This window comes from Paenibacillus sp. DMB5 (assembly GCF_001517085.1).
Taxonomy (GTDB): Bacteria; Bacillota; Bacilli; order Paenibacillales; family Paenibacillaceae; genus Paenibacillus_AQ.
This window is the reverse complement of sequence record NZ_LRAC01000134.1, coordinates 37550-58090: the sequence shown is the minus strand read 5'-3', so window position 1 is coordinate 58090 and position 20541 is coordinate 37550. Positions and strand designations below refer to the sequence as shown.

Here is a 20541-nt window from a genome sequence, read left to right as displayed (position 1 = left end):
GGAGGAGAAGAGCATGATGCTTAACAGTCCCGAGACCGGCACACGGCATTACGAGCTGGAGCCCTTGCAGCAGAAAATATTATATGCCGAAAAGCACGGTAAGGATTACGGTATTTATTTCACCGTTACTTATGATGACCGGTGGAGCAGGGATGAAATAGATCAGGCTGTCAGGAAGGTAATGAACGCAGTTGAAGCCTTCAGCGGCAGAATTATCAGACAGGATTCACAGTACATGTTTGCCGTAGACAGCGGCTTCAAGGATTACCGGAGCAGCGTGCCTCTCGGCGGCCAGAGACTGGCTGTCTTCGGGGGCGGACGCCTGGCCGCTTACTATCTCAGGGAGGATGAGCACTGCATCGAGTTTCTGATGCATCATCTGATTATGGACGGTGATTCCCTGTATCTGTTCCTGGACAGCCTGGAGCAGGAGCTGCTGACCAAGAGCTCCCCTGTGCTTGATGAGGGCAGTTATTTCCGGAAGCTGAGTGGCCGGGCCAAGGCATTGCCGGGAATGGACGGGTATGCGGACAGAATCAGGCAATATCAGCGTCCGGATCAGACCTGCCGCCCGTATGCCGAGCCGGTTTACGGCCGCGGCCGGCTGACAGACGGGGCTTTCAGAGCGGCGGTATCGCTGTCAGGCAAGCTGAAGGTCACCCGGTTCGGCGTTATCCTGCTTGCGCTGGCCCTGCTGTCGCCGCAGCGGAGGAACCTGATCGGAGTCGTGGTGTCCCGCAGAGATCAAATGCAGCAGGCCGGTGTAATCGGAAATTTCACGGATATTGCGCCTGTTCTTCTGCAGATAGACGACAGCACAAGCTATGCCGGTAATGCCCGCAGCATATTCAAAGAGCTGTTCCAGTCTATCAGCGGCTCTGCCCTGTTGTCTTATGAGGAATATATGGAGCTGCTGGGGTATCACGGGTATGACTACGTATTGTCTTATACTGGAATGCCGGAGCTGGAACAGAGATCGGAGGTATTCTCCCGGCTTACGCTGGGCGGTTATCTCCACAAGTACAATAACCATCTGCAGTTCAATGAATACGGCGACCACCTGGAGTATGAATACTGCTGCGACCAGCCCTTGATCCAGCACCTGTTCTCCGGACTGGAGGAGATGCTGATTATGCTGGACCGGCTGGAGCTGTCGCAGCCTGCCGGTGATACGCATGTACCGATGGCGGCTGTCATGGAGACTGCAGCGTCGTCTGCCGGACCCGCTGTGCGGGAAGAGAGAAGCAGCAGGTGGCTGCCTGATATCGGTGAAGATGAGGACCTGTTCCACTCCTCGATCTCTTCAATGGATATAGCAAGAATGATTACGGACATTTACGAGCATCTGGGTGTACAGCTCAGCTATCAGGATATTTATACTTCGGGCACGCTCCGCGAGCTGAAGCGGCTGATTCTGGAGCGGGCCGCCATGCCGCCTTCCCGCAATGGGATGCTGCAGAGCCGGACAGATACGAATGCCCAAACTTTATGAAGGTGCTGTTTATCGACAGCTTCCGCCTGGCGGAATCCAATATGTACGATGTGAAGTATGCTTACCGGATTTCAGAGCAGGGCACGGTTGAATTGAATGCGCTGCAGGCTGCGATTGAGCATGTTATTGCATGCAATGATGTCTTCTTCACAGAGTATATCTACGCCGATGGCGAAGTACACGGGAAGATCGGACAGAACAGGCATGTGGAAATTGAGCATATCACACTGGCTGATGCCGGTCAGCTGCAGGAAATCAGCAGCGGGTTCCGCCTGCAGGGCGGTGGACGGCTATGGGATATCAGGCTGGTTACACTGGTCTCCACCGGGCACACCTACCTGTATCTCAATATGCGTCATATGCTTATTGACCAGATAGGTCTCGGTATTCTGCTCAGCCAGATCGAGGACAGCTTCAACGGCCAGCCTGTGCAATATGCCCAGTATGCGCAAATAGCCGGCAGCTATAAGGCAGCTATTGCCGGTGATGTGCAGGGCTGGCAGCCGCTTCTCCGTTACAACGCCTATCCAAGTCTGGGCAAGCCGGTTCGGACCAAGGGAAGCTATCATTTTTATGAGTTTACCTGTCAGGCAGAAGAAGTGCCGTATCCGGAGCAGGAACACAGGCTGCTCTCTTCCCTGACGAGCCGTTTGGCACTGGCTTTCAATCATACACAGGGCTATGTGGGCGCGGTGTACCACGGAAGGGTAATCCCCGGCGCAATCCATGTTGTCCAGTCCTTTGCCCGGGTACTGCCAGTCTTCTTCAACACTGAGGATGACAATGTCCTCCGTGAGAGCCTTACTACAGCACACCGGTATCAGGCGGCATCGATCTATGATTTGAACGGAGCCGGCTTCACACTTGAGTTCCCGGCAATTGTATTTCAGACCCTGGTGGCCGGCAGCGGTGAAGGAGCGTTGTTTGACCAGGTGCTGGAGTTCCCCGGTGTGTCGAAATTTCAGCTGCTGGTGAATTTCCAGCTGTCTGCCCGGGAGTGCCGGATCGGATTGTATATTGACGATCTGGTTTACACGCTGGAGGAAGAAGCACGGATTGTCCAGGATGTGCGGTCAGCCCTTCAGGAGCTTGCTGTAGAGGCGGGTGAAGCCGATCATGCTTGAATATGCATACTCCCCGGATTCCCGGGAGGAGGAGATCAGCGAGCTGACCGCGATCCAGCGCAAGATGTTCATCTGCAATAAACTGCCGCTGTACCGGCTGCCGCTGTTGTACACGCTTGATGCGGATACCAGTTACGGGGCTGTAAGAGCAGCGTTGTACACCGTTATTAAGGCGCATAAGACGCTCCAGGTAAAATATGATTACGACCCGCAGCTGCGGAAATTCTACCAGCGGTATACCCCTTTGCAGCCGGAGGATTTCAGTGTGGAACCACTGGAAATTCATGAAGCGCCTGAAGAATATATCAGAGGCTGCAGCTCCGGGATTGATCTGGCTGCACATTATCCCTGGCGCCTGACCTTTCTGGAATGGCTGGATAAGCGGTTCCTGTATGTAGAGTTCCATCATATCGCCGTGGATGGCTTGGGAATCCGCCGCTTTGAACAGGATTTCATCGGCACGCTGCTGGAAGGGCAGGAGATTATACCACAGGCTTCCCTTCCTTTATCCGGCTACCGTGCAATCTGTGAACTCCAGGGGCATAGCGCTGCTCCAGCAGAGGTGAAGGAAAGGCTGCTGAGGCTGCGGCGCTGCAGCCCAGACCTGCTCCCGGTGCCGGAAGGCTTGCCGTCATGCTTACAGCCGCCCGCCAGGAAGCGGTCCAGCAGCTGGCCTTACGGCTGAAGGTCACGAAGAACGCCGTTTTTCAGGGGCTGCTTGAGGAGGTACTGGGCAGTATGTGCAGCGGTGATATCTACGGCACAATAGGCAACTGGCGGATGAGAATCGGGAATTTCACTGAAGCGGGCTGCTATGTGCGGATGATGCCTAAGCAGATACAAGCGGAAGAGGATGCGGAGTCCAGAATCCGGAATATTCACGGCAGCAATCTTCAGAGCTTCAGAGACCCCGGCAATGACTCCCGCGGGATGATTGAATATCCGATCGTGTACTCCTATGAGGAGGACATGTTCCGGCATTTCCGCTACATACCGGCGGACCGGATGTGCAAGTTTGAATTATACATCAGGGTCTACCATTACCAGCAGGAGAACGGCATAGAAGTGGAATACAGCAAGGCCAAGTATTCAGATGATCAGATTGCAGCACTTATAGGTGACTTAGGCAGCAGACTTGATTATTTGGCGGAAAAGGGGGATTTCTGTGAATTTAAAAGAAAAAATTAACATTATATTTAATTTATACCATGAAAAAACGGCTATTCTGGATGAATCCCGCACTTTAACCTATCGGCAGCTGGATGAGCTTACCCGCGGTGTTGCTGCCGGCCTCTGCAGCCGGGGCGTAGGTAAAGGGGATGTGGTAGCCATTGAATGCCCGGAAAGAGCAGATTCCATTGTGCTTATGATCGGTACCATCCGGGCCGGAGCCGCTTATTGTGTTATTCCGGAATCTTATCCGGACCACCGCAAGGAGAAGATGAAGTTACTTGTCCAGGCCAAGGTCAGTCTGCATACTATCGCCGAGGCCGGAGGCGGAGAGGAAGCTGCGCTGCCTGAAACGGAAAGACAGCCTGACAGCCTGCTCTATATCATCTTCACCTCAGGCTCCACCGGAGAGCCGAAAGCGGTAGCTATCGAAGACCGGTCTATCGGTAAGATAGTCAATGAACCAAGCTTCTACCAGGGTGAGACTATGGGCCAGCTTGCCCCGCTGGAATTCGATGCTTCTGTCTATGAGATTTTTGGCGGGCTGCTGAACGGAATGACGCTGAAGCTGATCAGTAAGGATGACAGCCTGGACTGTGACACAGTTCCTGAACGTTTTGACGGAATAGATACGTTATTCCTGACTACAAGGCTATTCAACCTCTATGTGGATGAAGCCCCTGAGCTGTTCCGCAAGGTCTCGCTGGTTCTGACCGGAGGCGAGCGCTGCTCCGTACATCATCTGCAGGAGGCTGCACGCTACTGCACCGTCCTCCATGTCTACGGGCCAACGGAGACCACGGTCTTTGCCACCGCCCACCGGGTTGACGGTACTGAGCTGCAGATGCCGATCGGCAAACTGTTTGACCAGGGGGCGTTCATGATTGTAGACGGGGATAATCTCGCGGTTCCTGCAGGGCAGCAGGGAGAGCTGCTGATTGCAGATTCCGGCGTCATGCGCGGTTATTTCGGGAATACGGAGGCAAGCAGCAGAGCTCTGCTGGAGCTGGACGGCAGACGCTTTTACCGGACCGGGGACACGGTGTACCTTGATGCGGAAGAAGAGATTATCTATGTGGAGCGCAAGGACAGGCAGGTCAAAATCTCCGGCTACCGCATCGAGCTGGGGGAAGTGGAGAAATGTGCCTACAGCTTCGGCCTGCAAAAGGATTGTCTGGCTCACTACGACGGACAGCGGCTGATGCTCTATGTGAAGGATCAGGTGAATCTGGAGCAGCTGCGCGGACATTTGCGGAGCAGGCTGCCTGAGTATATGGTTCCTACAGTGAAGGTGGTGGATATTATTCCTATGAATACTAACGGTAAAACGGATATCTCAGAAATCATAAATGGCAATTCTATGGCCAGTAATAACCGCAATGAAATTATGCAGGTGATGACAAGTGTGCTGAAAAGTGAAATAGCAGCAGAGCAGACATTCCTGGATCTGGGCGGGGATTCCATCAAGGCGATGGAAATCATCTGGCAGCTGGGAAGCAAGGGTTATCAGCTGGACCTTGATATGCTGTTCAGCAGAACTTTAGGAGAGATTGCGGACAATGTCAGCCACGGTTAGCAGTACCGAGAAAAGAATTGTGAGCAGCTGCCTGCTCAGTCCTACCGCCTATAATATTCCGCTGTTTGTCCGGTTTGCCGAAGGACTCAATATCCCAAAAATGTATAATTTGCTGACCCGGTATGTGGAGCAGTTCGACTTGTTCCGGACCACCTACCAGATCCAGTCCGAGATTTACAAAAGAACCGGAGATGAAGCGCCGACGATTGAGGTCAGAACCTTCGGTCAGCTGGATAAGGAGCGTCTGATCAGCGAGCAGCTGATTACCGTCAGGGACCGTGCGCTGGTGCGGATTCTGATCTGCAGGGTGCTGGACGAACCGGCAGATTACCTGTTCATCAATGCCCATCATGTGCTGCTTGACGGGTTCAGTATGAACCTGTTCCTTCAGGAATTGACTGAAGCTTATCTGTCCGGGGAAGCTGCCGAATCACAGCTGCACCCGCCTGTGCTTGAAGTTGACGGGCCGGATATCCAGCAGCCGGCAAGCATAATCAGCTTCGGGAGCTATGGACCGTTCAAGTCCAGGCTGCTGGCCAGACAGTGCAATGAGGTTCATTACCTGAATGACCGCTTCACGCTGGAGCCGGGATATGTCAGGCGGCACTCGGATTTTGCGGTAGCGCTGACCGCCTTCTCACTCAGTCTGGCGAGCCTGCTGCAGAGCGGGACGGTTTATCTGGCCTATCCTTATCTGGGCAGAGATCCCCGCAATTACCGGGCGCTCGGCAATTTCGTGCAGCTGATCCCGTTTGCGGTGCAGCTGGAGGAGGAGCTGGAGACCGGGACGGATCAGCTCATTGCCGGGATTCAGGCCAGGATATTCTCCGGCTTTGCCGGACGTGACCATTACGGGGAGCTGATCGTACCGAGCCTATGAGCAGCATGAACATTTTCAGGGACATTATTTTTGATTACAAATCAGGCAGCCTGATCGCTAAAAAACTGAATGAGGCCCATGGCATTGAGTTGGAGGAAGGCGCCGGCTACCAGGATGAAAAATACGGGCTGCATTTCTCCGTCTATAAGACAGGGGAAGATTGGGAGATCAGTGTCATCTCCAGTGAATACGGGCTGGAGGATCTGCAGTCTCTGCAGTCTCTGTTCCGCAGCAATCTCCGGAGCTTGTATGCGAATGCCGGCGGCGGGCTGCGTGTGGGTGATCTAATGTCCCTGGCTTCCAGGGAAGAGGAGCCTTGCAGTGCAGAAGACAGCTTGCAGGCACAGAGCGGAGAGATTTACAGCAAGATTGCCGAAATCGTATCCGCCCTGCTGGGGGAGACGGCTGTGCAGGCAGATGTAAGCTTTTTCGATCTCGGCATGGACTCGCTCCTGCTTGTCAAGCTCAAGAAAAGGATCAGGGAAGCCTTCAATATCAATCTTAAAATATCGGATTTCTTCAACTTTCATACAGCCGGGCTGCTGGCCGGTAAAATAAAGGATCATCTAAAGGAGGCTAATTAAATGAATATTGCATTGCTGTTGCCCGGACAGGGAACACGGTTTACGGAGCAGGTAAAGGATCTCTGGCTGGAATCGCCCGGGGCGCGTGCGCTGATTGAAACAGCGGAACATCAGCTGGGCTTCCCGGTTTCGGAATGGCTGACCGCGGATTTAAGCCAGGACACCCATAAAGCACAGCTTGCCACCTATGTCGGCTCCATGTGCATGTACCAGTTATACAAGCAGAGAATCGGCCTTTATCCCGGCTTCGTGCTCGGCCACAGTCTGGGTGAAATTACTGCACTGACCATTGCCGGGGCAGTCACCTATGAAGAAGGGCTTGCGCTGGTGAACATCCGCGGCATGGCGATGAAGGCGGCGATTGAGCGGCAGGAGAGCCTGGGGATGATGGCGGTGTTTGCTGCTCCCGGAGAAGTCGAGGCACTCGCCGCCGGCTGGGAGAACGTATATGCGGCCAATCTCAACTCGGAGCAGCAGACTGTGATTTCCGGTACCCGCCAGGCCATTCAGGAATTTGTTAAGCACCACCGGCTTGAAGGGGTTATGCTCGGCGTTAACGGGGCCTTCCACACCCCGTATATGAAGGAAGCAGCGGATGAAGTATACGCGCAGCTTAGCGCAATGTCCTTCAGCCCCAGAGTGCAGACCCAGGTCATCAGCAATAAGAGTGCAGGGCCCTATGACTTCACGAATCTGCGGGGAGAAATTGCCGCCCAGATTGTCAGCCCTGTCCGCTGGCAGCCGTCCATTGATTACGCGCTTAGCCGCGGGGTGCAGCTCTTCGTGGATCTGTCCCCTAACGGAATGTTCGTCAAAATGCTCAAAAGTGTCAAAGGCATCTTTGCCTTCCATAATGAAGAGAGCATGGCGGCGCTATGCACAGAGCTGAAGGATGATATTGAGGTCAACCGGCACTATGACATATTCTCCAGAGCGCTCGGCATCATTGTCTCCACCAAAAATAACAGCTTGGATGCCGAGGCCTATGACGATATCGTAATAAGCGGCTATAACCGCATCAAGTCTCAGATCGGCAAGGCAGCCTCGGATGCTGAAATCCGTGAGACACTGTCACTGCTGGAGCTGATCCTGAGCACCAAGGCGGTTCCCGCCGATGAAATTACAGAATACTGCAACCAGTTAGCCTGGAAAGTCGGATAACAACGAATATTATGCGTTATAGGAATGGGGTGGATGAGCTTGAGTAAGGATGATATAGCAATCATTGGTCTGGATCTGTCCATGCCTGGCTGCCGCAATCAGGAGGAGGTGTGGCGGTTTCTAAGCGCAGGGCAGGTGTCAAAGGGGCAATTCCCCGGCCAGCGGCTGAAGCAGAGCGGGCTGTCCGGGAACGGGGAGCTTTATATGGAGGGCTCCTATTTCCCGGCCATCGATCAGTTTGACCATAAATATTATCATATTGCCCAGAAAAGCGCGGAGTACATGGACCCGAATCAGCGGCTGACACTGCTCTCGGCAACGAGGGCGCTGAATGACAGCGGCTGCCTTGAATCCATCCGGGGGACAAGGACCGGCGTCTATGGAAGTGTCAATACAACCCAGCAGTACCAGTATCAGCTGCAGCTGCAGGCTCTGGGACTGACTCCCGACCTTCTGGGCATGCTGAATTCAACTATAGCCAGCCGGATCAATTATATCTTTGATCTGAAAGGGCCTGCGGTCATGACAGATACGGCCTGCTCCTCTTCGCTCGTATCGGTCATCCAGGCTGCGGATGAGCTGCGCAGGGGTGCTACCGATTATGCGGTGATTGTCAGCTCCAACCTGTATATTAAGCCCGGTGAGAAAGCGGACAAGCTGGTTGATATTCTGGCTGCCGATGCAACGACCAAGGCTTTTGACGAGCGGAGCACCGGCACCTCCATCGGAGAAGGCGTATGCTCGGTCATCCTTAAAAGACGCGGGGATGCGGAGAGGGACGGCAACTATATTTACGGGCTGATCAAAGGCTATGCTGTCAACAATGACGGGCATACCGTCAATATGTCCTCCCCCAATCCGCTTGCCCAGGAAGGCCTGATTGAGGAAGCCTGGAGCCCGTTCGCAGATCAGCTGGACCGGCTGGCGTTTATCGAGTCTCACGGCACTGGTACAGCAGTCGGGGACAGCATTGAGTTCGAGAGCCTGACCCCGTTCTTTCTGGAGCATGGCGTGAACAGACAATCGGTGGCGCTCACTGCCTGCAAGTCAAACTTCGGACATCTGGATGTGGCTTCCGGCCTGTTCTCACTGATCAAGTCCGTGATGAGCCTGGAGCGTGGTGTTCTGCTGCCGCATCCCAATTTCCGGATTCCGAACAGCGAGATTGATTTCGAGCACTCTGTATTCTTTATCCCGGACAAGAGCAGCCCGCTCCGCCGGTGTTCGCTTGCCGGCGTCAGCTCCTTCGGCATGACGGGAACGAATGCACATGTCATCCTGGAAGGCTATGAGGGGGCAGGAGAGCGGAAGGTCAAGCCTTTGGAAATGCGGCTGCGGCCTTACTGGTTCCCGCTGGACCGCAACTCCTTTGCAGTCAGCCATCCTCTCCAGCGGCTGGAAACGGAGCATACACTGTGTGTTCAATTTCCGCTGGGCATGCAGCATTGCTGGGAGATCAGGGAGCATGTCTTTGGCAGCAGCCATCTGATGGTCGGTACAGCGATCTTTGAAATTCTGGCCCAGGGCCTTCAAACTACCGCTTACGGCCTGGAAGCATTCAATATCCGCAATCTGCATATTCTGGCACCGCTCTCTACCTGTGAGGAAGCTCTGAAGATTAACGTTGTTATTGATAAATTGACTTTGCGGGGCACGGTTTCTTACACTGCTGCGGGTGAGTTCCGGAACTGGCTTCAGTTTGAGCTGGTCCCCAGAGCCGGACGCCAGGCTGAAGGACTTGCCGGGGGGCTTATCCAGGATATGGGACTGGAGGAGCTGGAGGAGCTGGAGGTCACCAGCCAGGTCGGAGACGGGCAAGGCGGCGGGCTGCAGGTCTCAGGAAGATGGGAGACCGTAGACAGGCTCTGGGTCAGTGCGGAGCGGGACCGCGCGCTGGTCAAGCTGAAGGCACCTTCCGGCTATGAGCGTGAATTCAGCTTATACAGCTTCTATCCTTCTCTCCTGGACCCGGCATTCAACGCACTGAACCGGATGGCAGTGCCCGGTGAGATCCTGTTCCCCTGGCTGTGGAGCGAAATTGATTTCAGCACCGGTGCGCTGAGCGGCAGTGAGTTCTACTCAGATCTAAGAATCCGGGAGAAAACTTCGGATAACATAGGCAATATTATATTATCTTTGGATATTACCTTGTATGACAGCATAGGCAGAGCAGTCATTTCAGTCAGGAACTACAAGGTCAAGAATGCTCTGAATACAGGCGGGGAGCCGCGGGGCGATTATTTCAAGCAGGAGTATTATGTCGAGACGGTATTCAAGGAGCAGGAAGAGCCGCAGGTGCCGCTGCTGATTATGCACCGCTCGCTGCAGAGAAGGCTTGCGCCGGATGGGCCGGTTCATTACTTCGAGAATATCTCCGAGCTGCAGCAGCTGCTGCGTCTGCAACAACGTTCCAGAGGATATTTTTATGGGACAAGCCCTACTACGATGAAGCCGCTGTAGCAGAAGAGACCTATGGGATCGGCTGCTGGCTGGTGGAGCTTAACCGCTCGAACTGCCTGAAGGAGTTTCATTACATCGGCACCGGGCTGTTCGGCCGGGATGAGATGAATGCCCTCAGCCGCAGTGTGGCGATGGGCATCTACTCCCTGCGTCTGGAGCTGAATTTCAGGATCAGGCTGATTGATGCCAAGCCGGTGCACGAGTCACTGGAGCTTGTCCGCAACAGCTATCACAACGAGGAGCTGATTGTGCTCAGAGACGGAAATTATCACGCCCTCCGCTTCAAAAGCCTGAAGCTGTGGGGAGGCGAATCCGGCAAGCTGGCCGGACGGACGCTCCTGATTATCGGCGGCGGTTCGGGCATCGGCAGAGAATACGCCCGTTATGTGGCTTCAGCCTATCCTGACACGGACATCATTGCAGCCGGACGCAGCCCCGGGTGGCAAGGCGGATCTCCACCAGCAAATATCCGCTATCTCACACTGGATATTACGGATGAGCAGCAGGTCCGGGCCTTTGCCGCAGGACAAGGCAGAAATGTGGAGTATGTGCTTAATTTTGCCGGGGAGCCAGCAAAGGGGCTGTTCGTCAACAAAACAAAGGCGGAATTCTGCGAACGGACCCGCAGCAAAATTCAAGGTTCTTATCTGCTCGGCAAATACTTCGGACATGCCCGGGAGATCATTCACTTTGCTTCCGTTGCCGGTCTGATCGGAGCTATGGGACAGACGGAATATTGTGCCGCGAATGCGTACCAGTCGGGACTGGCGGCAGAAGGAGGACGTGTCCGGACTTTGAATCTGACCGGCTGGGAGGATGTCGGGATGTCGGCCGGGAAGGCAGACTATTACTTTGAGAAGCTCCACAGCCGGGAGGGAGTGAAGCTGATTGACCGGTTCGTCCATTCAGGCGTAATGCAGGCTTCCATGCTGAAGCTTAAGGCGCCGGCCGAGGATTATTCGTCCCTGTTCGGCAGATCTGAACCTGCCGCAGATGTCCTTAGCAGGCCGTCTGCAGCATCCCGGCCGGCCGGAGCAGGCCTCCCGGCCATGCAGGGTGTTGCCGAAGCGTGGAAGCGGACGCTGGGTGAAGACCACTATGATACAGAGCTCAGCTTTTTTGAGCAGGGGGGAGATTCGATCTCCATTGTGCAGCTGTGCGATGAGCTCAACCGCTTGTTTCCCGGTAGCTTTGATGTAACCACCCTGTTTTCCATTCCGACCATTAGAGGACAGGCAGAATTCATGGAACAGACCGTAAGGACACCGGTACGGCAGGCGGTGCCTGACGCTGCAGCGCCTGACGCTGCTGAACTGCTTGATTTCCTGAGATTTCAGAAGATATAGCAATACAGTTCAATAAACTTTGAAAGAGGCGAAGGCAATGAGAGCAGGCGAATATATATTTGATCAGGTAAAAAAGGGCAATCTGGACTCAGCAGCAGGCAAGGCCCTGCTAGAAGAGATTATTCCCGATGATATCGCTATCGTGGGCATCTCCTGCGAATACAGCAATGTAAAGGATACCTATGAATTCTATCAGGCGGTCAAGCACGGCATGAGAGGATTCAAGGAATTCCCGGAGAACCGGATTCCGTACATTCCGAAGGATCATGATTACCTGCAGAAGGGCGCCGACCATCTGAAGACGACCCCGGAGGAATTTCTGCAGCGGCTGTGCCGGGAAAAGGGGGCATACCTGGAGGATATTGATACCTTTGATCCGGAGTTCTTTGGCATCTCCCCGGAGGAAGCCAAGTATATCGACCCGACACACCGTCTTGTGATGAAGCATTCCTATCTGGCGCTTGAGGATGCAGGCATCCGCCTGGATGCCGTCAAGGACAGCAAGACGGCCATTTATATCGGGAAGGATAAATCGATTACCGCCAATTACCGCTCGGAGATCGAAGAGGATTCCAATTATGTGAATTCCGGCTGCTGGGAAGGCATTCTGGCCAGCCGCCTCAACTATATCTACAACATGTCCGGCGGCTCCTTTGTCATTGATACGGCCTGCTCCTCCTCGCTGGTGGCCGCGCATCTCGCCGTCAAGACACTCCGCGATAAGGAGATTGATACCGCGATTGTCGGCGGAATTGCGCTCGGCCTGTTCCCCCGCCAGGGCAGCGTGCTGGACCAGTACAGCAATGTAGAGACCTCCCGTTCCTTCCTGAAGGTGTTTGATGCAGAGTCGGAGGGGACAATCTTCGGCGAAGGTGTGGGTATTGTAATCCTCAAGCGGCTGAAGAACGCGATTGCCGACAATGACAACATCTATTCGGTAATCCGCGGAAGCATGATCAACAGCGACGGCAAATCGAACGGGCTGACCGCGCCCAATCCGCATGCCCAGAAGGACCTGCTGCTGGATACCTATGAACGCAGCTCCATCTCGCCTGAGACTGTTGAATACATTGACGCCCACGGAACCGGCACCAAGCTCGGTGATCCGATTGAAGTCAGAGGTCTTACGGACGCCTACAGGCAGCATGCGGACAGAAAAGGCTTTTGCGCCCTCACCAGCCTTAAGGAAAATATCGGACATACAGTAGGTGCAGCAGGTGTCGGCGGACTGATCAAGATGTCGCTGGCGCTGCGCAATCAGGAGATTTTTCCGAACCAGACGTTTGAATCTCCGAATGAATATATCAAGTTTGTTGACAGCCCTTTCTATATTCCTACTAAGGTCCGCAAATGGGAAAGAGGCAAGTATCCCCGCCGCGGCGGCATCAGCTCCTTCGGATTCAGCGGCACCAATGCCCATATCGTCCTGGAGGAATATGAGCGCCAGCAGGAAACGTTCCAGCCTGGGGAGCCGTACCCCTTTGTCTTCACTGCCCAATCTCCGGACCAGCTCATTGCCGTACTGAATAAATTCGTGCGCCAGGCAAGCCGGCTGGAGCGCTTCAGCCTGCACAACATCTCTTATACGCTCGTTCATAAACGGAATCATTTTAAAAACGGAATCGGCTTTGAAGCGGCTACCTTTGATGAATTCTTCAGCAAGCTGCGTACAGCAGTTGGTGTTCTGGCCAGCGGCCAGCCGGCGGACGGAATCTTCCAGGGAGAGCTCCGCGAGATTACAGCTGACATGAGAAAGCTGATGCAGCACCGCCTCAAAACCGGCTACGACCAGTACCTGACAAGTGAACTGATTCAGCTGTATCTGGACGGCTACAGCCAGGCGCTGGAGCTGTATCCGTACCGCGGCGGCATTACGCTCTCCCTGCCGACCTATGAGTTCAAACGGGAAGTGCTCTGGGCGAATGTCAGAAAGCATAATATTTACACCAATTCCGGCCCCAGCCTGCCTGTTGCCTCAACACTGATCCGTAAGCAGACCCTGAAGACAGGGCGCTCCGACGTCTATTCTGTACAACTATCGCCAGACGACTGGTTTGTCGACGATCACCGGATCGGCGGCCAGCGGACCTTCTCCGGGACGACCTATACGCAGCTTGCGGCTGAGCTGGCCGTGCTCTACTTCGGTACTCCCGCATTCCAGCTGGAGAAGCTGTATTTCAAAAATCTGATCCAGCTTGAGGATACGCACCGGGAGTTTCAGATTCAGGTGGGCAAGCCGTCCTCCGGACAGCTGGAGGTTGAGGTTTTCTCCTACGAGAACCAGGACATGAACAACTATGTGACACACGCCTCCTTCACGATTAAGGCGGCGGAGCCGGGAATGGAAACGGCAGAGACGGCGGAGATAAGCACTATGTTCGAGCAACAGCTGCTGACCGCGAATTTCGGCTCGGAAGAGAACAGCTTTTTCAAGGGCCGCTGGGATTTTGCCAAGCAAAATTTCCGTCTGGCCCGTCCGTCCGGCTCCGAAATCCTGCTGTCCCTGACGCTTCATGAACAGTATGCAGGCGATCTGAATACCTTCCATCTGCACCCTTCCCTGCTGGACGGAATACTCGGCGCAATGGTGTATGAGCGTGCCCAGGCCCGCGGCAAAAGCTACCTTCCGCTGTCCTACGGCAAATTTATCTACACCGGCAAACCGTTCACCAGCCGTATTTATTCGCGGACAGAGCTCCTCTACGATACTGCAGGGGACCATGAGGTTATCTCGGGCAACGTATCGGTCTACAACGAAGCCGGAGAGAGAATCGCGTATCTGGACAAATATGTGATGAAGGCCTTCGCCAATGCCTATTTCAGGCCTCATCTGCACGAAGTGGGCTGGAGCCCTTCCGCCTTCCGCCTGCCTGAGACAGCCGCAGCTGCCGCCGTCAAGTCCGTTCTGGTTATCGGCAACGGACAGGCACTGGAGCTTGCAGCGGCTGAACAGCGGGAAGGGGTAGAGCTGCTCGACTACAGCGGAATCTCTGCCTTCAAGCCTGACAGTAAGTATGACATCGTTATCTATGCCCCCTGGTATGAAGCCGATGTGCCTGACAGCGGCAGCATAGAAGAGGAGATGCTGCATTACTTCCATTTTGCCAAGCAGGTGCCTTCACTGGTCAAGCGCGGCGGAACGGTACTGTTCCTTGCAGATAACGGATTTTCCCTGAATGCAGATTCCCCGCTTAATCCGCTGAACTACTCCCTGCTGAGCTCCGGGAGAGTTCCGGGACTGGAGAATACCGGCTTTAAGACGCAGATGCTGAACATGAAGGTTTTTGACCTGGGAACCATACTGGCCATCGCCGGGCAGGAGCAGCTGAATGGCCTCAAGCTGCTGTATGAAGGGAACCGTCTGTATGAAGAAGCGTTAACGGAGGTTGTCAAGCTGCCTGAGGATTCGGGGCTTCAACTGGGTGAGGGAGATTGTGTCATTGTTACCGGAGGGTACGGCGGTATCGGTCTTGAGTACATCGATGTTCTGCTGGAGCGCCAGCCGGGGCTGCACATTGCGGTTCTGGGACGCAGGGATGCCTGGTCTGTGCTGCAGGCCCAGACTTCCTTGACTGAGCAGGAGTCTGACAGGCTGAACCGCATGAACCAGGTACTGGGCAAAGGGGCCAATGTAACCTTCCACAGCTGTGATCTGGCGGATGAGATGCAGGTTAAGCAGGTCATCGGCGCTCTGGCCGGTACGGAGACCATCTCCGGGGTTGTTCATCTGGCAGGCTTGCCGGAGGAGGGCATGCTGTTCACGAAATCGGAACAGGAGTTTCTTGCCGTAGCCTCCCCGAAGGTAACGGGAACGCTGCTGCTGCGCAAATATCTGGCCGGGCAGCCCTTGAAGTTCTTCATTGCCAGCTCCTCCATGACGACGATTGCCGGGTCGGCAGGCCAGTTCTCCTACACCTTCGCCAACGCGTTTCTTGAAGGCTTCCGGGACAAGGCCACGACTACGGTGCAGTGGCCCGGCTGGAAAGAGACCGGAATGGCGCTCCAGTTTGGAGATCTGGCTGCAGCAGACGGACAGCTGCTGATGAAGTCGCTCCCGTCGGCAGCCGGAAGAGAGTACATCCGGCTCTCGCTGGACAAGCGGTTTAGCAAGGTAATCGCCGGTGAATTCAACAAAGCAAGGACTGCCGAATACCTTGGCGGATACATCCGCCTGCCTGAGCCATATGCGGGCACAGTCGCCGCCGTTCCTGCAGCGGATGCAACAGCTGAAGAGGCTGCCGGCATTCAGATTAAGGAGTACTCTTCGTTAAAGATCACGGGAACTGAAAGCCAGGATGAAGTGGAGCAATTTATTACGGTTGTATTCGCCTCGGTGCTTGACCGCAATGAGATCGATGTCAATAAGAGCTTCACAGATCTGGGAGGCGACTCGCTCAAAGCCTTCGGCATCTATGGTCCGGTGGCGGAGCAGTTCAAGATCGATATCGAAGTCGCGGATGTATTCATTTATCCGACCATTACCCAGCTCAGCCAATACGTCAGAGACCTGCTGGAGGAAGCCAATGGATGACCGCAGAGTCGTTATCGTCGATTGTATCTGCGATTACCCGAACCGCGAATCGGGTAGCCCGGAAGAGCTGATTCGGCGTAAAGATGCAGTCTGGGAACAGCGCATGCAGGAGCTTGCACACAGCTATAACCGGGAGCAGGCAGAGGCGTCCTGCTTCGACGGTATATTCTATACCTCGGTGGAAGAACGCTTCAGGCTGGAGCATGTGCCGCTGGAGGACAGCAGATTCCTGCTGTCCAGCGAACGGATTACACTCAGCCTGATGCAGACGCTGGCTGACCGGAACAAGCTGGGCCCTAAGAACAGCCTGCTTGTCTCAGTCGGCACTGCCCAGACGGATATCCTGTCCAAATATGCCTTAATGGGCGTAGAGGGGGAAGACTTCCGGCATGCTGTGAAGCTTATTGATCCGCTGGGCTACCTGAAGCTGCTGCAGCCGGGCTGCACCCCTGCCGTCCAGCTGATCAGCGAGGCTTCCACCTCGGGGATCAGCTCCATGTACAGTGCCTACACCAAAATCCGCAAAGGCGAGTTCGATACTGCTCTGACGGGGGGAGCGAGTGCCGTTACCTTCCCGGTGCCGTATGAGCTGTCGCAGTTCGGAACAGGCGCAGAACGCTATACGGAGCCGTTTGAAGAAGGAGCTTCGGGACGTTACTTCTCGGAAGGCGGCGCCGTCTTCCTGCTGAAGGAGCGGGAGCTGGCCCTGGCGGACGGTGATGTTATCCTGGCCGAGATCAAGGATATTTCCGCGGGGAGCATGGGCAATCCGGTGGTTAACCGTACTGCGGTGAAGAAGCTGGTGAGCCGGTCGCTGGAGAAGGCCGGGGTATCTCCTGAAGCAGAACTTTTTCTGGAGCTGTACGGCCGCGGCAATGAGATTGATGATACGGCAGAGTTCTCCTGCCTGAAGGCTCTGCAGAAATCCTACCGGAACATGAGGGGCGGATTCCTGAAGGAGGATATTCATTATATCGTGGGCTATTACGGCTTGACCGGTGTCTGCCGTCTGCTGGATACCCATCGCTCGCACAGTAAACTGTCGGGGCGGGAAATAGCCAGGCCGAATCACTATATCGGCACAATCGGCCGGGAGCAGTGGAGCAGCAGTCCCGGGGATTTCGGGCTGTTCGCGTCCGTACTGTATTCGATGCACGGCAACTGCTACAGCCTTCTGCTCCAGCTGGAGGAAGCCGGCGCCTGTTCCGGAGGAGGTGCCGGACGATGAAGCTGATTCTCCTCCCGTATGCCGGTGCCCATGTCAATGTGTTCGCCGGGCTGCAGAAGCAGCTCCAGGCGGGTCACCCGGAGCTGACGGTCATGTCTCTGGAATATCCGGGACATGGCAGAAGATTCTCCGGCAAGCCATTAAGCTCCATCCGGGAGATCACCGCTGATCTGCTCTCAACGCTGCGGCAGACGCTCGACCCGGAAGAGGAGCTCATGCTGCTGGGCTACAGCATGGGTTCACTGATTGCCTATGAGCTTGCCCATGCACTGCTGGACTCCGGCTACCCTGTAAGCAGGCTGCTGTTCATGGCAGCCACTCCGCCGCACCGGATTGAAGCGGTCGATGAAGAGGAGCCGGACGATGATGCACTGCTTGAACGCTGCCGGATTTACGGCCTGATCAAGGAGGGGCAGTTCGACTCCCGGCAGATGAGAGAGCTGTTCCTGCCGGCTCTGCGGAGCGATATTACGGCAGTGAACCGCTATAACCTGGATAACCAGTACCGCTGCCGCAGATTTGGGGCAGATGTCCGGATCGCAGTTTTTCAGGGGCTTGAGGACCGCTCGGTCACAGCTGTTCAGGACTGGGGCGATCTGTCCGGGCAGGAGATTTCCTTGCACACTTATCCGGGAGGACATTTCTTTTACTACGAGTTCGAGCAGCAGGTATACAGGCACATTATCAGCTTCATTACAGCCGGCCAGACGGGCCAATTCAAAGGGGGAAACGGGCAATGAACAATATATTAAGCAGTTTAGTGGGCAATATGCAGACTTTCAGGGATAAGACGGCTATCACGGAAAGCAGCCGTTCCATCACTTACGGGGGACTCAATACACTGTCCAATGTCTATTTGCAGCAGCTCCAGGAGCAGGGCATTCAGGCTCATGATGTGGTGGCGATTGAGCTGGAGCGCAGTATTGAGGCCATTGCGGCCATGGTCGCGGTGCTGAAGGCGGGAGCCGCCTATACCGTAATCAACAAGGACTATCCGGACAGCCGGAAGCAGGCGATGCGCAGTACGATTCAGGTTAAGGCGACCATCAATGAAGTGCTGCAGCCTGATCCTCTGCTGGAAGACATGTGGGATTTTCCCGCCCGTTCTGCAGAGCAGCTCTGCTATATTGTGTTCACCTCGGGAACAACCTCAACACCCAAAGCAGTCGGCATTCCCGACCGGGGTGTCCTCCGCCTGCTGGGAGATGAACGGCTTGGACTCTCACCGGAGAAGACCATCTCCCACATCAGTCCGCTGGAATTTGATGCTTCCATTATTGAAATCTGGGGCGGGCTGCTGTCCGGGATGACCATTTCACTGTTATCCAAAACTGAGATTCTGAATATCTATCATGTGGAAAAGCGGATCAGCCAGGGAATCGACGTCATGTGGATCACCTGCTCCCTGTTTAACTTCTGGGTGGACAAGAAGCCGGAAATGTTCCGCAGCCTCTCCCGGGTCATTGTCGGTGGTGAGCAGCTGAGCCTGTCCCATGTCAATGAAGTGCTGAAGCATACCACTGTCGTCAACGGCTATGGACCCACGGAGAATACGGTGTTTACGACCCTGGATGTTATGGAACAGGGCAGCGTGATGAAGGAGATTGCCATCGGCACGCAGGTTCATGGAACTCAGACATTCATTGTGAATGAAGACGGGGAGAGTGCGGCGGAAGGAGAGCTGTATGCCGGGGGACAAGGGGTAGCGATCGGTTATCTGGGCAATCCCGAGAAGACGAAAGAGGCTTTTATCCGGTGGCAGGGCCGGGATGTCTATAAGACCGGAGATCTTGTCCGGCTGAACGAAGAGGGCAAAATCGTCTATCTGGGGCGGAAGGACACTCAGGTGAAAATCAACGGCTACCGGATTGACCTGCAGGAGATCGAATATACCGTCCGTGCCCAGGGCATCCGGAACTGCCATGCCTTTGTCCGTGATAAAAAGATCTACCTGGCAATCACCACCCGCTCGGAGCAGCTTGGCCAGGTATTGAAGCAGCTGCTGCCGATGTACATGCTTCCGTCCAAGATCGTATATGTGCAGGAGATTCCGCTGACCGCCAACGGCAAAACAGATACAAGGGCCTTATATGAACAGCATTTTCTCAGCAAAAACAAAAAGCTTGCCCAAATTCTCCAGCATTACCTGCCCGGCGCGGCCCTTAATGAGCAGACGAACATCTTTGAACAGGGAATCGATTCCGTGACAGTGTGGGAAATCGCCCGTGAGATTAACCAGAGGTTCAATGCCGATATCAGCTTCTTTGATGTCTTTGAGCACCCGTCCATCGAGCAATTATCCAATATGCTGGGAGAGGAATCTTATGCAGCGAACTATCTATGATTTTTTGTACCGTAAATACGGCTTCAGTACCCCCGGAGAAAATAAGGCCTTCCGCAGCCTGTTCAGTGCAGGTATGAAGGCCTACTGGGGAGTGAAGCTGCTGGCGGTCGGCCTCTTTTTCTTCCTGTTCCTGCGCTTTACCGGCAAGGACCGGTTCATTCCTGAGGATACGTACTGGTTCATTGGAAGTATAGCCGCCGCGCTGATACTGGTGACCCTTTCCTATCTGAATGTATTCGGGGCCTGGTATGCGATTGCCCTGAGCAGACACCGCAGATGGCTGGATTCCCTGCTGATTCTTTCGGGGCTTGTACTCTGTATCCGTTTCCCGGTGTATGCCTTCGGGGAGGCGATGCCTGATGTCAGCGAGCTGCGTGAGACCCTGATTCTGCCGGGAATCCTGATGCTGATGCTTGGTATTTACCGCAAAATCCATTACCGGAGCTCCGGAGTAGTGCCGCTCAGCGCGCTTGCCAGTCTGCTGATTACAGCGGTCATCCTGTTCAAATATCCGATCCATACTATTACAGGGAGTATCTACTTAAGCTTTATACTGCTGATCAATGCCGGATTTGTAGCGGACCTGCTGCTGTTTCATTATTGGCACCGCAAATCAAAGGCCGGGGAACGATAAGGGGATGAGGC

At 54.7% G+C, this 20541-nt stretch carries 15 protein-coding genes; all 15 read left to right on the top strand.

The annotated features are described in order from the left end of the window. Positions 1-13 precede the first annotated feature (13 nt). From AWJ19_RS20715 to AWJ19_RS20645, 15 genes are read left to right on the top strand one after another with little or no spacing between them, the layout of a single operon-like run. A complete protein-coding gene (locus tag AWJ19_RS20715) occupies positions 14-1492 on the top strand; it encodes a phosphopantetheine-binding protein (RefSeq protein WP_068726660.1) in 1479 nt (492 codons plus the stop codon). Further along, positions 1489-2616 (top strand): condensation domain-containing protein, encoded by a 1128-nt coding sequence (locus tag AWJ19_RS20710; protein WP_068726658.1) that lies wholly within the window; start codon positions 1489-1491, stop codon positions 2614-2616. The genes AWJ19_RS20715 and AWJ19_RS20710 overlap by 4 nt, the downstream gene beginning before the upstream one ends. Then, positions 2609-3301: a condensation domain-containing protein gene (locus tag AWJ19_RS20705; protein WP_068726656.1), complete on the top strand. Its 693-nt coding sequence runs from the start codon at positions 2609-2611 to the stop codon at positions 3299-3301. Before AWJ19_RS20710 ends, AWJ19_RS20705 begins: the two co-directional genes overlap by 8 nt. After that, positions 3250-3804, top strand: coding sequence for a hypothetical protein (locus AWJ19_RS20700; RefSeq protein WP_068726654.1), 555 nt, complete (start codon positions 3250-3252; stop codon positions 3802-3804). The genes AWJ19_RS20705 and AWJ19_RS20700 overlap by 52 nt, the downstream gene beginning before the upstream one ends. After that, entirely contained in the window at positions 3782-5362 is a 1581-nt protein-coding gene (locus tag AWJ19_RS20695; protein WP_068726652.1) for a non-ribosomal peptide synthetase, read from the top strand. The genes AWJ19_RS20700 and AWJ19_RS20695 overlap by 23 nt, the downstream gene beginning before the upstream one ends. Further along, complete coding sequence (locus tag AWJ19_RS20690) at positions 5346-6242, top strand: condensation domain-containing protein (protein ID WP_068726650.1); 897 nt, start codon at positions 5346-5348, stop codon at positions 6240-6242. Before AWJ19_RS20695 ends, AWJ19_RS20690 begins: the two co-directional genes overlap by 17 nt. 5 nt (positions 6243-6247) lie before the next feature. Continuing rightward, positions 6248-6826 carry an acyl carrier protein gene (locus AWJ19_RS20685; protein WP_198536610.1) on the top strand — a complete coding sequence of 193 codons (579 nt, stop codon included), beginning with the start codon at positions 6248-6250 and terminating at the stop codon, positions 6824-6826. Continuing rightward, on the top strand, positions 6827-7987 hold the full coding sequence (locus AWJ19_RS20680) for an ACP S-malonyltransferase (protein WP_068726647.1): 1161 nt from the start codon (positions 6827-6829) through the stop codon (positions 7985-7987). Between the two features lie 39 nt (positions 7988-8026). Further along, positions 8027-10447 (top strand): beta-ketoacyl synthase N-terminal-like domain-containing protein, encoded by a 2421-nt coding sequence (locus AWJ19_RS20675; RefSeq protein ID WP_198536609.1) that lies wholly within the window; start codon positions 8027-8029, stop codon positions 10445-10447. 32 nt (positions 10448-10479) lie between these two features. After that, a complete protein-coding gene (locus tag AWJ19_RS20670) occupies positions 10480-11793 on the top strand; it encodes a beta-ketoacyl reductase (RefSeq protein WP_068726644.1) in 1314 nt (437 codons plus the stop codon). A gap of 37 nt (positions 11794-11830) precedes the next feature. Further along, positions 11831-16324, top strand: coding sequence for a beta-ketoacyl synthase N-terminal-like domain-containing protein (locus AWJ19_RS20665; protein ID WP_068726642.1), 4494 nt, complete (start codon positions 11831-11833; stop codon positions 16322-16324). Beyond that, complete coding sequence (locus AWJ19_RS20660; protein WP_068726640.1) at positions 16317-17552, top strand: beta-ketoacyl synthase N-terminal-like domain-containing protein; 1236 nt, start codon at positions 16317-16319, stop codon at positions 17550-17552. The genes AWJ19_RS20665 and AWJ19_RS20660 overlap by 8 nt, the downstream gene beginning before the upstream one ends. Further along, on the top strand, positions 17549-18292 hold the full coding sequence (locus tag AWJ19_RS20655; protein WP_068726638.1) for an alpha/beta fold hydrolase: 744 nt from the start codon (positions 17549-17551) through the stop codon (positions 18290-18292). Before AWJ19_RS20660 ends, AWJ19_RS20655 begins: the two co-directional genes overlap by 4 nt. Further along, a complete protein-coding gene (locus AWJ19_RS20650; protein ID WP_068726636.1) occupies positions 18289-19896 on the top strand; it encodes a non-ribosomal peptide synthetase in 1608 nt (535 codons plus the stop codon). Before AWJ19_RS20655 ends, AWJ19_RS20650 begins: the two co-directional genes overlap by 4 nt. After that, the gene (locus tag AWJ19_RS20645) at positions 19877-20530 is read left to right on the top strand and encodes a hypothetical protein (RefSeq protein WP_068726635.1); all 654 of its coding nucleotides are present in this window, start codon (positions 19877-19879) and stop codon (positions 20528-20530) included. Before AWJ19_RS20650 ends, AWJ19_RS20645 begins: the two co-directional genes overlap by 20 nt. The last annotated feature ends 11 nt before the right edge of the window (positions 20531-20541 follow it).

What these genes read in the sequence shown, in the direction of transcription:
- AWJ19_RS20715 (WP_068726660.1), top strand. Translation starts at nt 14, where the DNA reads ATGATGCTTAACAGTCCCGAGACCGGCACACGGCATTACGAGCTGGAG.
- AWJ19_RS20710 (WP_068726658.1), top strand. Translation starts at nt 1,489, where the DNA reads ATGAAGGTGCTGTTTATCGACAGCTTCCGCCTGGCGGAATCCAATATG.
- AWJ19_RS20705 (WP_068726656.1), top strand. Translation starts at nt 2,609, where the DNA reads ATGCTTGAATATGCATACTCCCCGGATTCCCGGGAGGAGGAGATCAGC.
- AWJ19_RS20700 (WP_068726654.1), top strand. Translation starts at nt 3,250, where the DNA reads ATGCTTACAGCCGCCCGCCAGGAAGCGGTCCAGCAGCTGGCCTTACGG.
- AWJ19_RS20690 (WP_068726650.1), top strand. Translation starts at nt 5,346, where the DNA reads ATGTCAGCCACGGTTAGCAGTACCGAGAAAAGAATTGTGAGCAGCTGC.
- AWJ19_RS20685 (WP_198536610.1), top strand. Translation starts at nt 6,248, where the DNA reads ATGAACATTTTCAGGGACATTATTTTTGATTACAAATCAGGCAGCCTG.
- AWJ19_RS20680 (WP_068726647.1), top strand. Translation starts at nt 6,827, where the DNA reads ATGAATATTGCATTGCTGTTGCCCGGACAGGGAACACGGTTTACGGAG.
- AWJ19_RS20665 (WP_068726642.1), top strand. Translation starts at nt 11,831, where the DNA reads ATGAGAGCAGGCGAATATATATTTGATCAGGTAAAAAAGGGCAATCTG.
- AWJ19_RS20660 (WP_068726640.1), top strand. Translation starts at nt 16,317, where the DNA reads ATGGATGACCGCAGAGTCGTTATCGTCGATTGTATCTGCGATTACCCG.
- AWJ19_RS20655 (WP_068726638.1), top strand. Translation starts at nt 17,549, where the DNA reads ATGAAGCTGATTCTCCTCCCGTATGCCGGTGCCCATGTCAATGTGTTC.
- AWJ19_RS20650 (WP_068726636.1), top strand. Translation starts at nt 18,289, where the DNA reads ATGAACAATATATTAAGCAGTTTAGTGGGCAATATGCAGACTTTCAGG.
- AWJ19_RS20645 (WP_068726635.1), top strand. Translation starts at nt 19,877, where the DNA reads ATGCAGCGAACTATCTATGATTTTTTGTACCGTAAATACGGCTTCAGT.